At 60.7% G+C, this 13,064-nt stretch carries 12 protein-coding genes, 2 tRNA genes and 1 other annotated feature; of the genes, 3 read left to right on the top strand and 11 right to left on the bottom strand.

Going from position 1 to position 13,064, the window contains the following annotated elements:
• Positions 1-333: 333 nt before the first annotated feature.
• The 6 genes from PG879_RS11435 to PG879_RS11410 all read right to left on the bottom strand — a co-directional run bounded on the left by PG879_RS11435 (position 334) and on the right by PG879_RS11410 (position 7,323).
• The gene (locus PG879_RS11435) at positions 334-600 is read right to left on the bottom strand and encodes a hypothetical protein (protein WP_042015800.1); all 267 of its coding nucleotides are present in this window, start codon (positions 598-600) and stop codon (positions 334-336) included.
• Positions 601-1,083: 483 nt separating this feature from the next.
• Positions 1,084-1,506: a YybH family protein gene (locus tag PG879_RS11430; protein WP_270830212.1), complete on the bottom strand. Its 423-nt coding sequence runs from the start codon at positions 1,504-1,506 to the stop codon at positions 1,084-1,086.
• Between the two features lie 124 nt (positions 1,507-1,630).
• On the bottom strand, positions 1,631-2,905 hold the full coding sequence (gene thrC / locus PG879_RS11425) for a threonine synthase (protein ID WP_270830211.1): 1,275 nt from the start codon (positions 2,903-2,905) through the stop codon (positions 1,631-1,633).
• Positions 2,902-3,882, bottom strand: a complete 981-nt coding sequence (gene thrB, locus PG879_RS11420; RefSeq protein WP_113979192.1) for a homoserine kinase — start codon at positions 3,880-3,882, stop codon at positions 2,902-2,904. The genes thrC and thrB overlap by 4 nt, the downstream gene beginning before the upstream one ends.
• Positions 3,883-3,895: 13 nt before the next feature.
• Positions 3,896-6,355 carry a bifunctional aspartate kinase/homoserine dehydrogenase I gene (thrA, locus tag PG879_RS11415; protein WP_104454504.1) on the bottom strand — a complete coding sequence of 820 codons (2,460 nt, stop codon included), beginning with the start codon at positions 6,353-6,355 and terminating at the stop codon, positions 3,896-3,898.
• Positions 6,356-6,412: 57 nt separating this feature from the next.
• Positions 6,413-6,546: a sequence feature (Thr leader region), on the bottom strand.
• Positions 6,547-6,615: 69 nt separating this feature from the next.
• Positions 6,616-7,323 (bottom strand): tRNA/rRNA methyltransferase, encoded by a 708-nt coding sequence (locus PG879_RS11410; protein ID WP_270830210.1) that lies wholly within the window; start codon positions 7,321-7,323, stop codon positions 6,616-6,618.
• Between the two features lie 195 nt (positions 7,324-7,518).
• On the opposite strand from PG879_RS11410, the gene aceK reads away from it, so the two are divergent.
• Positions 7,519-9,246: a bifunctional isocitrate dehydrogenase kinase/phosphatase gene (gene aceK, locus PG879_RS11405; RefSeq protein ID WP_010673586.1), complete on the top strand. Its 1,728-nt coding sequence runs from the start codon at positions 7,519-7,521 to the stop codon at positions 9,244-9,246.
• Positions 9,247-9,348: 102 nt separating this feature from the next.
• Here aceK and PG879_RS11400 read toward each other — a convergent pair whose 3' ends face one another.
• The gene (locus PG879_RS11400) at positions 9,349-9,738 is read right to left on the bottom strand and encodes an META domain-containing protein (protein WP_039039356.1); all 390 of its coding nucleotides are present in this window, start codon (positions 9,736-9,738) and stop codon (positions 9,349-9,351) included.
• 166 nt (positions 9,739-9,904) lie between these two features.
• On the opposite strand from PG879_RS11400, the gene PG879_RS11395 reads away from it, so the two are divergent.
• Positions 9,905-10,381 carry a hypothetical protein gene (locus PG879_RS11395; RefSeq protein WP_128297170.1) on the top strand — a complete coding sequence of 159 codons (477 nt, stop codon included), beginning with the start codon at positions 9,905-9,907 and terminating at the stop codon, positions 10,379-10,381.
• A 3-nt stretch (positions 10,382-10,384) separates the two neighbouring features.
• On the opposite strand, the gene PG879_RS11390 is transcribed toward PG879_RS11395, so the two are convergent.
• Both PG879_RS11390 and PG879_RS11385 read right to left on the bottom strand, forming a co-directional pair.
• Complete coding sequence (locus PG879_RS11390; RefSeq protein ID WP_048208766.1) at positions 10,385-10,864, bottom strand: putative 4-hydroxy-4-methyl-2-oxoglutarate aldolase; 480 nt, start codon at positions 10,862-10,864, stop codon at positions 10,385-10,387.
• A gap of 107 nt (positions 10,865-10,971) precedes the next feature.
• Positions 10,972-11,370 carry a DUF3293 domain-containing protein gene (locus PG879_RS11385; RefSeq protein ID WP_239053892.1) on the bottom strand — a complete coding sequence of 133 codons (399 nt, stop codon included), beginning with the start codon at positions 11,368-11,370 and terminating at the stop codon, positions 10,972-10,974.
• A gap of 385 nt (positions 11,371-11,755) precedes the next feature.
• On the opposite strand from PG879_RS11385, the gene arcA reads away from it, so the two are divergent.
• The gene (arcA, locus tag PG879_RS11380) at positions 11,756-12,475 is read left to right on the top strand and encodes a two-component system response regulator ArcA (protein WP_010673581.1); all 720 of its coding nucleotides are present in this window, start codon (positions 11,756-11,758) and stop codon (positions 12,473-12,475) included.
• A 147-nt stretch (positions 12,476-12,622) separates the two neighbouring features.
• On the opposite strand, the gene PG879_RS11375 is transcribed toward arcA, so the two are convergent.
• Together PG879_RS11375 and PG879_RS11370 are read right to left on the bottom strand one after the other, a co-directional pair.
• Positions 12,623-12,697 (bottom strand) — tRNA-Gly (locus tag PG879_RS11375).
• A 94-nt stretch (positions 12,698-12,791) separates the two neighbouring features.
• Positions 12,792-12,865: transfer RNA gene (locus tag PG879_RS11370), tRNA-Gly, on the bottom strand.
• Between the last annotated feature and the right edge of the window lie 199 nt (positions 12,866-13,064).

Below are 13,064 nucleotides of genomic sequence, written 5' to 3'. Positions count from 1 at the left end.
AAAGATCGGCTCAAACTGAAAAAATGAAATGACTGAGTCAGCCGAGAAGAATTTCCCCGCTTATTCGCACCTTCCTTAGAATTTAGGATACCCACCTTTCTGAGCCAGCCATCACTCAGCTGGCTCCATCTGCCATCACACATTTCGCCTCCAAGAACCCGCTCAAGATCGGGTAAATAACGTTTACCCGGCAGGTCGCGTGTTCAGATGTAGTAATGTCAAAAAGGTGGGTGTCCCAATTTAGAATCAGGGCCGTTCTGGGTGACCGGCAACAAAAAAACCATCCCGCCCGGGATGGTTTTTTATTGGATGGCTAGCAAGGCAAGGACCTTCTTACCACCGCCCTTGGGGTGGCTGCTGGTTGCGCGACTCCACCATGGCAATGAGGATGGCCATCAGGCTCGATATCAGCATCAGCACCATGGCGATGGGCAATGAGAACAGGGCGTAATAAGTGCGCCCGATTTCTGCCAGGACGGTGTCTGCAGACACCATAAAAGGCAGCGGCAACAGTAATATCAGGGCGAAGTAAAAGATGATCCTGGCGATCATCAGGGGGGTTTTGAGGGACTGGGTCACTATTTTTCGGTACGGCCACATGATGGTCTGCTCCCTGCACTGTGGTGTTGTTGTTGTCGATAGGCCGCGCCGTCGAGGCATCTGCGGCTCTGCTCGTCCATGAAGGGTGTCAAGCAGTCCCCTGATTAGCAGCCACGGCAGACCGGGTCAACGGGCCACGGAGTGCCGGAAATGACCCACAGACAGGGTTGTGCTGCCAGGGGCGAACATAACAACGAGAGTGCAAACCAGATTCGTAAAAACGTCGCAGCAATCACTGTCAGCACACTTTCTGCCAGCAGGTTGTGAGGCACAACCAAAACGGGGAGTTGCGCCGTTGGCTGCGCTGTGATGCCCCCTCCCAGGCAGAGCGGTGCCCTGCGTGCGGCTCGGGCTCCCCGGCCTGGATGGCTTGGCTCTTGCTACTCGATCTGACTAGCCGATCTGGCAGCACGGCCTTGATGGTGAGCCTTGATTACGCACGCTATACACGCACTCTGGCTACGTCGAGCCAGTGTGACTGCGCTAGTCGGTTGCAGGCCGATCGCCGGGCTGCTGCGCCCCCAGCAGCGTGGTGCCGTAGGAGTTGTCCACCGTGCAGCGCCACTGCCCGCCGGGCTCTTTGCGAAACACATAGGTAGCGCGCCGGGTTTCAGCAATCCACCCCTCTCCGCCCGGATATCGCAGCCGGGTCTCCATGATCACCAGGGCATTGTCTGCCCCCTCGATCACCTCCATGGCCTCCTGGGTCACCTCAAGCTGACCGTCAAAGTAATCGGAGATGGCAGTGAAGGCGCGGCGGATGGCGGGAATGCCGCGCACCACCATGCCGGGTTTGACCACCAGGGCGGCGTCTTCGGCGTAGAAGGCCATCAGGGCGTCGAAGTCGCGCCGGGAGATGGCGGCGTCACAGGTCTCGATCAGGGTGCGAAGGGGATGCGGGCTCATGCCGTGCTCCTTGTTTCAGGGGGATCTGGGCGGGCTACCCGCCCAATACCAGACATCAATACCGGACATAAAAAATCCCCCGCTTTCGTGAAAAAGCGGGGGATCGTCAGCGTCTCATGACGGCTTAACCGAGCAGGAAGGCCTTGAGGCGGCCAAAGTCAGCGGGCAGATCGTGGGACAGGAGCGGCAGCGCGGCGTGCTTGGCGAGCGGGCCCGGCAGCGGTACATCCAGATTCAGGATCTCGTCCACCGACTCTTTGAACTTGGCCGGATGGGCGGTGCAGAGGAACACACCGACCTCGTCTTGCCCAAGCTGCTCGTTCAGCAGATCCCAGGCAATCGCCCCGTGGGGCTCGCACAGGTAATCCAGCTGATGCAGGCGCTGCAACGCATCGCGAGTCTGGGCATCATCACGCATCCCTGAGCCCAAGGTTTCCAGCGCCCAGCCGTTGCGACGGCACAGCTCTTCCACGCGCGGCCAGTTGTTGGGGCGGCTCACGTCCATGGCGTTCGACAGGGTCGCGACCGTCTGGTGCGGCTCCCACTGGCCGGTTTTCAGGTAGCGCGGCACTGTGTCGTTGGCGTTGGTGGCGGCGATAAAGCGCTTCACCGGCAGCCCCAGCGCCTTGGCGATGAGACCCGCGGTGAGGTTGCCAAAGTTGCCGGACGGCACGCTGATGACCGCCTTGGCGCGATCGGCTTTCGGCAACTGGGCCACGGCTTCGAAGTAGTAGCAGACCTGGGCCAGCAGGCGGCTGATATTGATGGAGTTGGCGGAGTTGAGGCCGATGGCGGTCTTGAGCCCTTCATCGTCGAAGGCATCCTTGACCAGCGCCTGGCAGGCATCAAAGTCGCCGTCGATGGCGAGGGTGCGAATGTTGCCGCCTAAGGTGCAGAAAAGCGCCTCCTGCAAGGGGCTTATCTTGCCCTTGGGGTAGAGGATCACCACTTCAATCCCCTCCAGGCCGTAGAAGGCGTGGGCCACGGCGGCGCCGGTGTCGCCGGAGGTAGCGGTGAGGATGGTGATCTTGTCATTGGTGCGGAAGGCCGCCAGGCACTGGGCCATGAAGCGGCCGCCGAAATCCTTGAATGCCAGGGTCGGGCCGTGGAACAGCTCGAGGGCATAGGTACCATCTTTGAGCTTCACCAGAGGCGCCGGGAAGGTGAAAGCAGCGTCGATAAGCTCGCTCACCTTGGCAGCCGGTACTTCGTCACCCAGCAGGTGGCTCAGGATGCGGGCCGAGCGCTCGGCCAGCGGCAGATCCAGCAGGGCATCCACGTCGGCCAGCGGCTCCAGGGTCTCAGGGAAGAACAACCCCTGCTCGCGGCCCAGACCCTGACGCACCGCCTGCGCGAAGCTCACCTGTTCACTCTTGTCCTTGATGTTGTAAAGATTCATAGCTCGCTTCCTGTTACCCGTGCCCCGGCCATGTCCAGTTTGCAGACCCGGGCAAATCCATCTTCATTGCGCACGAAGTGCGCTTCCATCCACTCTTTCATGCGTTCGGCCTGGGCCAGATCCTTCATCACCACGAACACGGTGGGACCGGACCCCGAGATGCCGGTGGCCAGCGCCCCGTTCTGGGCCCCCTGGGCCCGCACCTCGTTGAAACCTTCAATCAGGGCCGCGCGATAAGGCTCGGCGATCACGTCTTTCAGGACGCTGGCGGCCAGCCCTTCCTGGCGGCTGTAGCTGGCATGCACGAAGGCGGCCAGCCGGCGGCCATAGGTGAGGCAGTCCTGGCGGCGATACTGGGCCGGCAGGATGGCGCGGGCGGCGGCGGTGGAGACCACGGTGCCCGGGTAGCAGACCACCCAGTACCACTCGTCAAACACCGGGATGCCCTGGCTGATGACGCCCCCCTCCTCCAGCACCAGCTGCATGCCGCCCAGATAACAGGGCGCCACGTTGTCGTAATGGACGGAGCCGGAGATCTTCCCTTCCATCTCCCCCATCAGCAGCAGCAGGTCGTGTTCATTCAGGGGCGCACCGTGGAAGGCGTTGAGCCCTTCCAGCGCCGCCACGACGCTGCAGGCACTCGATCCCAGGCCCGAGCCCACCGGCAGGTTCTTCTCCAGCACCATTTCCAGCGGCTTGAGACCCAGGCCGCGCTTCTCAAGCGCCTCGCCATAGGCGACCCAGCAGTCGTGGAGGATGTTCTTTTTCGGGTCGTCCGGCAACTTGTGGGCGTAACGGCCCACGGAAGAGAGAGCGAAAGGCACGTCAGCGGCTTTCACTTGGACGCGGTCCCCCAGCAGGGAGCCATCCACGGGGGCGAGCGCCGCCCCCAGGACGTCAAAGCCCACGCTCAGGTTGGCGCTGGAGGCCGGGGCATAGGCCACCACGCTGCCGCCGATTTCTACATTCGGGTTCATCTCTGAACTCATGTTACAGCTCCTGCTTCCAGTTCTGGGTGCGCAGCACATCGGCGAAGACACCGGCGGCGGTCACTTCGGTCCCTGCGCCATAGCCGCGCAGTACCAGGGGGATGGGCTGGTAATAGGTGGAGAAGAAGGCAAGCGCGTTCTCCCCGTCTTTTACCTTGAACAGGGGCTCGTCGCCCCCCACCGCCTTGATGGCCACCTTGCACTTGCCACCCTCGATGGAGCCGACGTAACGCAGCACCTTGCCTTCACGCTGGGCCGCCGCGAACTGGTCGCGGAACCAGCCGTCGGCCTCGGGCAGGCGGGCCATGAAGGCTTCCACGTCGCCGCTCACGTCAAAGCCCGGCGGCAGTGCCTGCTCCACCTCCACATCGGAGAGCTCCAGCGCCATGCCGGCCTCGCGGGCCAGGATCAGGAGCTTGCGAGCCACGTCCATGCCGTTCAGGTCATCGCGGGGATCCGGCTCGGTGAAGCCGTTGCCGCGGGCGATTTGGGTAGCCTCAGAGAAGGCCATCCCCTCGTCCAGCTTGCCGAAGATGAAGGAGAGCGACCCGGACAGGATGCCGTCGAAGGCGCGCAGCTTGTCACCGGCCTTGATGAGGTTTTGCAGGTTCTCGATGACCGGCAGGCCAGCGCCCACGTTGGTCTCGTACAGGAACTTGCGGCGGGTCTGGCGGGCGGTGCGGCGCAGCGCCTTGTAGTAATCCAGCGACCCGGTGTTGGCCTTCTTGTTCGGGGTGACCACGTGGAAGCCGGCCCCGAGGAAATCGGCGTACTGGACGGCCACGGCTTCGCTCGAGGTGCAGTCGACGATCACCGGGTTGATGAGGTGGCTCTCTTCCACCAGCTTCTTCACCGCCTCCAGGCTGAAACTGCCTTGTGCTTCCACCAGCTGTTCACGCCAGTTGGCGAGGGCCAGACCATCCTTGTTGACCGCCATCTGGCGGCTGTTGGCGATACCCACTACTCGCAGGCCAGTGCCCTGCTCGGCCAGTACCGGCTGCTGGCGGGCAATCTGATCCACCAGGGCTGCACCGACGCCGCCCACCCCGACCACGAAGAGATCGATGAACTGCTGGCTGCCAAAGAAGTTCTGGTGGCACGCCTTGATGGCTTCCGCCACCTTGCCGGAGCGCACGACCGCGGAGATGGAGCGCTCGCTCGACCCTTGTGCGATGGCGACGATGTTGATGGAGGCCTGGGCCAGGGAGGTGAAGAAGCGCGCCGCCATCCCCTTGGAGGTGCGCATGCCATCGCCGATGAGGGAGATGATGGCCAGATCGGTCATGATCTCGAGCGGGTCCAGCAACTGGTTCTTGAACTCCAGCTCGAACTCGCGCTCCAGCACCTTGCGGGTCTTGTCGCTGTCGTAGCTGTGGATACAGAAGCTGACGCTGTACTCGGAGGACGACTGGGTGATCAGCACGATGCTGACCCCGGCGCGGGAGACGGCGGAGAAGATGCGACCGGCCATGCCCACCATGCCCTTCATGCCGGGACCGGAGACGTTGAACATGCACATGCCGGAGAGATCCGAGATGGCCTTCACCTTCAGATCGTCATCCCCCTGATCGACCCCGATGAGGGTACCCGGACCCTGAGGGTTGAAGCTGTTCTTGATGAGGCAGGGGATGTGGAACTGGGCCACGGGGGCGATGGTCTTCGGGTGCAGCACCTTGGCACCGAAGTAGGAGAGTTCCATCGCCTCTTTATAGGAGAGGGTTTTGAGCAGGTAGGCGTCCGGGACCAGGCGCGGGTCGCAGTTGTAGCAGCCCTCCACGTCGGTCCAGATCTCGCAGCACTCGGCATCGACGCAGGCGGCCAAGACGGCGGCGGAATAGTCGGAGCCGTTGCGGCCCAGCAGCACGGTCTCGCCCTTGTCGCTGCCACCGGTGAAGCCCGGCATCAGGTAGAGACAGTCAGAGCGCAGGCCCTTGGCGGCGAAGCGCACCCGGGAGGCTTCGATGTCCACATGGGCTTCGAGGTAGCCGCCATCGGTGACCAGCAACTGCTCGGGCACGATGAGATCCAGCTCGAGGCCGCGCACCCGCAAGAGCTCGTGCATGAAGGCGATGGAGAGGTTCTCGCCACGGCTCAAGATGCGGGCCTGGACGTTGTCCGGGCACAGCCCCAGCAGACGGATACCCTGCATCAGCCGCTCGACCTGATCCAGCTCGGCGGTGAGACGGGCCTGCAGCGCCTTGTCATCCAGCGCGGGATAGGCGGCCTTCAAGCCGGCCAGCAGGCGGGAGAAGATACCGTTGATCTCGAACAGGGTACTGCTTGCATCCATGCCGCGACTGGTCTGTTCCACCAGGGCGACCAAGTGATTGGTCACCTTGGCCGGTGCCGACAGCACCAGGGCCACCTGGGATTGGCCGTGGGTATTCACCGCGATATCGGCAACCCGCAAGAAACGCTCTGCGTCGGCCAGTGACGACCCGCCAAATTTCAACACTCTCATCGCTATCTCCCTGTATTCCCTGCAAATTGATCTGCTAATTGGTCTAAAAACAATCCAACAAAAAAGGCCCGTACTGGGTGGGTACGGGCCTTTTTCTGATTTCTGTGCTTGTTCGTCAGCGCATCAACCGGCCCCAGTGCCACCTGTGGTGGTACCGGTAATAATGGTGGTGGTGATGATGTTGGTGAATAGCTGCATGACGAACACTCTTGAACGAATCTGGTTGTTAGCAATACCGCGCCCGGCGAGGGGCTGTCAACCTAAACCTCCTTGCCAAACTTGCGGGCAAGGTCTTTGCAGAGCAGATGGAGCATATTGAGATCCCGCTGCGGCAGCATGGGCACTCGGTCCATCACCCATTGATGTAGTTTTTCATCCTGCGAAACTCCGAGCTCACCAAGCAATTCTGCTGTTTTTGATTTCAGCACGCGAACCTGCCCGGCACTCTCGAAATTTTCTGCTACGTCCTGCTCGTCGCTCACTTTCTGGTCATCGAGCAGCGGACTCAACTCATAGGCATACAGCATGATCGCCTGACCCAGGTTCAGGGACGGGTATGAGACCTTGAGAGGCAGGTAGCTGATGAGATCCACCTGGGCGAGCTGTTCGTTGGAGAGTCCGAACTCCTCGCAGCCAAACACGATGGCCACCTTCTCGAGGGAGGGCTTGGCCCGGACCTGGTCGCGAATGTCCGCCGGGGTGAGGTAGTGCTGGTAGCGGCCGCGCTGCCGGGCGGTGGTGGCGACCACCAGATCCATGTCCGCCAGGGCCTCTTCCAGGGTGTCGAAGGCTTGCGCATCCGTCAGGATCTCCTGCGCCCCGTGGGCAACCCAGCTCGCCTCCTCCTCTTCGTGCACCCGGCTCCCCACCAGTCGCATGGCATCGAAGCCCATGGTCTTCATGGCGCGGGCAGCAGCCCCCACGTTGGCGGCACGGGCGGGCGACACCAGCACAAAATAGAGTTTCATCGGGTTCTCTCCAGGATGGGGCCGACGCCGCGAACTGCGGCGAACCGTCGGCAAAACAGGGGCGCAATCTACCGTTTATCCCGAAATATTGCCACTTGAACAGATGTTTGGATGTTGCCATAGTGGCCTTGGACGCGAGTCCGCCGCCTCAGGGCACTGACGCCATGGGCCCGACAGATCACAAGGAAGAGAGAGATGCAGCAGCCATTGGAGCAGGCGGTCGCCGAGACGATCCTGCAACGTTTTGAGTCGTTTTACAGCCGCTTTCTCGAGATAACCCAGGGCAGCAAGAGCCGTTTCGAGAACAGCGACTGGCTGGGGGTGCAGCTCGCCGGTCGAGAGCGCATCCGCCTCTATGATCACCATGTCGGCGCCACCACGGCGCAGATCAAACAGATGATGGGGGAGCAGCTGCCGACCCAGGCCCTGCTCAAGCAGGTGAAAGGCGCCTTCAGCGATCTCCTGCCCCGCTGCGAGAACTTCGAGGTGGCGGAGTCCTTCTTCAATTCCGTCTATCGCCGCATCTTTCGCCATCGCAACATCCGCGACGAGAACCTTTATATCCACCCCTTCGTGAGCCGGGGCGACAAGCCTGACCTGGGATCCTTGCTGCGTATCTATCGCACCGATCTCTCCCACCTGCCCCAGACCCTGAGCCAGCTGCTCGGGGATTACAGCTTCACCCTCCCTTTCGAAGACAAGCAGCGGGACATCATGGACATCCACCGCCATCTGGCAGAGAGCGGCCCGGCCATCCTGCACGAGGAGCCCTTCGCCATCGAGCTGCTCAGGGAGGTGTTCTATCGCAACAAGGGAGCCTATCTGGTGGGGCTCATCCGGGTGAAGGGAGAAGTCTATCCCTTCATCCTGCCCCTGCTCAGCACCGGTCAGAGCATCTATGTGGACACTGTCATCTTCGAGCCGGAGCTGGCCTCCATCGTGTTCGGCTTCGCTCGCGCCTACTTCATGGTCTATGCCCCGGTACCGGCGCTCTTTGTGGCCTTCCTTCGCCAGATCATGCCCCGCAAGCCGGACTATGAAATCTACAACGCCATCGGCTGCCAGAAACACGGCAAGACCGAGCTCTATCGTCACTACCAGCAGCACCTGGCCCAGAGCCGGGAGCAGTTCGTCATCGCGCCCGGCATCAAGGGGATGGTGATGAGCGTGTTCACCCTCCCCTCCTACGATGTGGTGTTCAAGGTGATAAAAGACGAGTTCACCCCGCCCAAGGAGGTGAGCCACGAGCAGGTGAAGGAGAAATACCGGCTGGTAAAACAGCACGATAGAGTGGGCCGCATGGCAGATACCCAGGAGTTCACCAACTTCGAGTTTCCCCTCGATCGCATCTCGCCGGAGCTGTTGACCGAGCTCAAGGCGGTGGCGCCCTCTGCGCTTACCCTCACCGCCGACAAGCTGGTGATCAAACACCTCTACACCGAGCGCAAGATGATCCCCCTGAACCTCTATCTGGATCAGGCGGACGAACAGCAGACCCGCCTCGCCCTGGAGGAGTACGGCAACGCCATCCGCCAGCTCGCGGCGGCCAACATCTTCCCCGGCGACATGCTGTTCAAGAACTTCGGGGTGACTCGCCACGGCCGGGTGGTCTTCTATGACTACGACGAGATCTGCTATATGACGGAGTGCAACTTCCGCCAGATCCCGCCGCCACGCTACCCGGAGGACGAGTGGAGCGCCGAACCCTGGTATTCGGTGGCACCCAACGACATCTTCCCGGAGGAGTTCGCCACCTTCCTGCTGCAAAAACCCCAGGTGCGGGAGATCATGATGCAGTTGCACAAGGAGCTCTTCGACGCCAACTACTGGAAGATGCTGCAGAGCAACATCAAGGAGGGGATGTTCGAGGATGTCTATCCCTACCGGCGCAAGAAGCGGTTTCGCTTCCAGCGAGGGGGATGACCCGGCATCAGGTACAAAAAGGGACGCCATGGCGTCCCTTTTCACATTCTTCTGCACGCTGGCGCAGGGGCCGCCTGCGACAGCCTTTGACGAGATCCCGGCTTATTTCACGGCGTCAAAGGTCAGCAAGGTGGCCTTGTCGGCATCCTTGAGTACTAGCTGTTTGCCGCTGATCTGGAAGCTCGCCACCTTCTCCAGGGTCTGCAGGTAGTTCATTTCCTTGCCGGCCAGATCCCCCGCACACATCATGCGCGTCGAACCCATGGCGCCCAGCGTCAACACGCCGTCACCCTGCTCTGTGATGCCGCCAAAGTAGCGGTTGCAGCCGCCCTTGCCCGCCACCTTGTCACCGGCGACCTGCAGGGTGAAGGTATCACCGCTCGCCCCTTGCAGTTGCCAGGTCGATGCCTGCAATTGTGCCAGCGTGGAACCCGTAGTCATGGCGCAGCCTCCCAGGGCCAGAGCGGCCAGCAGGATGAGTTTGTTGTTCATCAGTTCACCTCGTGATGGAGCGTGTCGTAACGACACTGAGTGAGGGGCCTGTGTACCATGACTGCAGCGTCAATCAAAACTCTTTTATTGTGATCGGGGTTCCCTTTACTCCCCGCTGGCATGTGCCATGCTTGTAGTCCTGTTCGGACCCAGGGAGGGGAAACGAATGGTCAAGTCTCTCGTCATCGCCATGGCATCCAGCCTCGTCTTTTCGGCTCAGGCCGCCGACTGGAGTTTTCTCCAGACCGAATCGGACAACCCGCTCTACGTCAAAAGCTATTCCGGCGTACTGCTCGGCAACCAGAGCCACCTGGGCGACAACTTCGACCTCTGGCTCATCAATACCGGCTATCAATACCCGCTTCAGGATGACATCAGCCTCTACATGGAGGCCGGCCCCGCCATCGGCCCCCAAAGTGGGCAGGCCGGCTTCAATATCAGCTCTGGGGTGCGCTATCGCCTCTCCCCGTCACTCAACATCGGCAGCCAGCTCAAACAGCTGGAGGTGAGCAAGGCCAGCACCCTGCTGGAGCTCAACAGCAGCCTGCTGGTGACCCCCTCCCTGGCCATCACCGCCAATTACGGACTCAGTGCCTTCAGCACGGAACACTTTCTCACTCTGGGAGTGGGCTTCAACTTCTGAGGTTCAGAGGAGCCTGGCGCCGCTCACCAGCACACCGTTGAGGTCGGCGTACACATAGTCGCCGGGCGCTATGGTCACACCGGCAAAAGAGACCACGGTGTCCAGCGTGCCCAGGCCCCGTTTTTCGGTCTTGACCGGGCAGGGGGCCAGGGCCTTGACCCCCAGCGCCAGGGTAGCCAGCGTCCCCACATCCCGCACGGCACCATTGATGAGGATCCCCTCCCACCCCTGCTCCACCGCCTTGATGGCCAGCTGATCCCCGAGCAGCGCCCGACGCAGGGAGCCGCCCCCGTCGATCACCATCACCTTGCCATGGCCGGGACGATTGACCAGATCACGCACCAGGCTGTTGTCTTCAAAGCAAGAGAGGGTCACGGCCTCGCCGTAAAACAGCGCCTTGCCGCCATAGTCCTGAAACAGGGGGTCAGCGATCCTAAGGGCATCGCCATGTTCATCGCAAAGGTCGGGCAACAGGTCCAGCATGATCATCATCCTTCCATGGAGTGAAATGTGTCCGCTCATTCTTTCATCATGTCGGGGCGCTGACAATCCACCGGCCGGGTGCCCTGTCCGGATGGCGGGGGGCCATGTCAGCCCGAAGGCCTGAACCGCCAGCGGGACGCAAGCGCCCCCAGATGACAGGGCGTCCCTTCCAGCAACACGGGCACCAGCCAGAGCTCTCCTTCACGCACCCAATAGAGGGCATTCTGGCCAAATCGGGCGGCCAGCCGGATCGCCTCTGACTGCGAAAGCGGCAACAACAGCGACGCCTCCTGCCAGCGCTCATCCTCATCGCTCCCCCAGACCTCTCCCATGACGGGACACTCGCCCACTTGCCGGACAAGGGCTCGCTGGCGACGGGCATTGCGGCGCAGCCCCACCCACCGGCTGGCCGGGTTCCAGGCCGTGACAATGGCATAGGCTGGGCAGCTGGGAGGCGCAAAGGGGGCGATGAAGCACACTTTTCTGTAGTTTTCCCACAAAGTCATGTCAACCACATGTTACATCCCATTACATTTATTAAGGGCGAAAAAGCGGGTCAGCCCAAGTATGATGCAGCGAACTCGGGGATTGACTTATATCAAAGCTGAGTTAAAAAGTTGCTATCTGACGGCAAAGAGTGTTGTTATGCGCCTGTTAACTGATAAAATGCAGCAACTTTTGTAATGGACTACCTCTCCGGGCTTCTCTTGTTCAGACTTGTTGAGAGCCCATGTACGGCACAGGGATGCTTGCCGACATAGTTACCAAATTCGCGATGATTCGACCTGATATTCATACCCAGGATGACGTAATAAATTTTCAGGACCGGTCGGATAACGCCAAAGAGTGTTAAAATTTCGATAATTAACTGATAAGAATCTGGGAATACTCATGCAAACACCACATATTCTGATCGTCGAAGACGAGCTGGTCACCCGCAACACCCTCAAGAGCATCTTCGAAGCCGAAGGCTACATCGTGCTGGAAGCCAACAACGGTGACGAGATGCACCAGGCCCTGACCAGCCACACCATCAACCTGGTGATCATGGACATCAACCTGCCGGGCAAGAACGGCCTGCTGCTGGCGCGCGAGTTGCGTGAAGATGACAACATCGCCCTGATGTTCCTGACCGGTCGCGACAACGAAGTGGACAAGATCCTGGGGCTGGAGATCGGTGCCGACGATTACATCACCAAGCCGTTCAACCCCCGTGAACTGACCATCCGTGCCCGCAACCTGCTGAGCCGCACCATGAACGTGGCCGCCGGTGGCGAAGAGAAGAAGCTGGTGGAACGTTATCTGTTCAATGGCTGGGCCCTGGACATCAACAGCCGCGCCCTGGTCAGCCCGGCTGGCGACATGTTCAAGCTGCCCCGCTCCGAGTTCCGCGCCATGCTGCATTTCTGCGAGAACCCCGGCCAGATCCAGACCCGTGCCGAGCTGCTCAAGAAGATGACGGGCCGCGAACTCAAGCCCCACGACCGCACCGTGGACGTGACCATCCGCCGTATTCGCAAGCACTTCGAGAGCGTGGGCGACACCCCGGAGATCATCGCCACCATCCATGGCGAAGGCTATCGCTTCTGCGGCGAGCTGGAGCAGGAGTAATCCTTCCCACTCCCGAGTTGAAAAGGCGCCCTGTGGCGCCTTTTCCATGTCTGCGCCTTTCAGCTTGGCCGCTCTGGCACTCTCGCCGGCATCAAAAAACAGACAACAAAAAGCCCACTCGCAGGAGTGGGCTTTTTGTGTAAAGACTGGAGCGGGCAGCGGGAATCGAACCCGCATCATCAGCTTGGAAGGCTGAGGTAATAGCCATTATACGATGCCCGCTAGGCATCAAAACTTGCTTGGTGTGATGGGTAATCCCCACGACAGACAGCCATCTGGCTGATATGGACAACGGCGCGTGCCACTATCTGGAATGTGGAGCGGGTGATGGGAATCGAACCCACGTATGCAGCTTGGGAAGCTACCGTTCTACCATTGAACTACACCCGCATCAGTGGCCTCTACTATATGCATTTTGCCGCCGAGCGCAATCACCGACCTCGCATTTTTTGCCATAAATCAAGCTGTTCGGCCAACTAATGAGCATGAAGCCGATTTTTCACACAATGATGTTCCTCCGCCCGGTTCTGCAAGGTTGCCAAGCCGTGGGGGCGACGATAGTCTTGCGCCACTCGTTTGAGGAGGGTGG

Origin of the sequence: Aeromonas sp. QDB63 (assembly GCF_027707425.1) — a bacterium.
GTDB lineage: Bacteria > Pseudomonadota > Gammaproteobacteria > Enterobacterales > Aeromonadaceae > Aeromonas > Aeromonas caviae.
Note: the sequence above shows the minus strand (reverse complement) of the source record. Positions and strands in the feature narration are given on the sequence as shown.

Coding starts and splice junctions, on each gene's coding strand:
- PG879_RS11400 (WP_039039356.1), bottom strand. CDS start 9,738: ATGAACAACAAACTCATCCTGCTGGCCGCTCTGGCCCTGGGAGGCTGC.
- thrC (WP_270830211.1), bottom strand. CDS start 2,905: ATGAATCTTTACAACATCAAGGACAAGAGTGAACAGGTGAGCTTCGCG.
- PG879_RS11435 (WP_042015800.1), bottom strand. CDS start 600: ATGTGGCCGTACCGAAAAATAGTGACCCAGTCCCTCAAAACCCCCCTG.
- PG879_RS11410 (WP_270830210.1), bottom strand. CDS start 7,323: ATGAAACTCTATTTTGTGCTGGTGTCGCCCGCCCGTGCCGCCAACGTG.
- thrB (WP_113979192.1), bottom strand. CDS start 3,882: ATGAACCCGAATGTAGAAATCGGCGGCAGCGTGGTGGCCTATGCCCCG.
- PG879_RS11395 (WP_128297170.1), top strand. CDS start 9,905: ATGGTCAAGTCTCTCGTCATCGCCATGGCATCCAGCCTCGTCTTTTCG.
- arcA (WP_010673581.1), top strand. CDS start 11,756: ATGCAAACACCACATATTCTGATCGTCGAAGACGAGCTGGTCACCCGC.
- aceK (WP_010673586.1), top strand. CDS start 7,519: ATGCAGCAGCCATTGGAGCAGGCGGTCGCCGAGACGATCCTGCAACGT.
- PG879_RS11385 (WP_239053892.1), bottom strand. CDS start 11,370: ATGACTTTGTGGGAAAACTACAGAAAAGTGTGCTTCATCGCCCCCTTT.
- PG879_RS11430 (WP_270830212.1), bottom strand. CDS start 1,506: ATGAGCCCGCATCCCCTTCGCACCCTGATCGAGACCTGTGACGCCGCC.
- thrA (WP_104454504.1), bottom strand. CDS start 6,355: ATGAGAGTGTTGAAATTTGGCGGGTCGTCACTGGCCGACGCAGAGCGT.
- PG879_RS11390 (WP_048208766.1), bottom strand. CDS start 10,864: ATGCTGGACCTGTTGCCCGACCTTTGCGATGAACATGGCGATGCCCTT.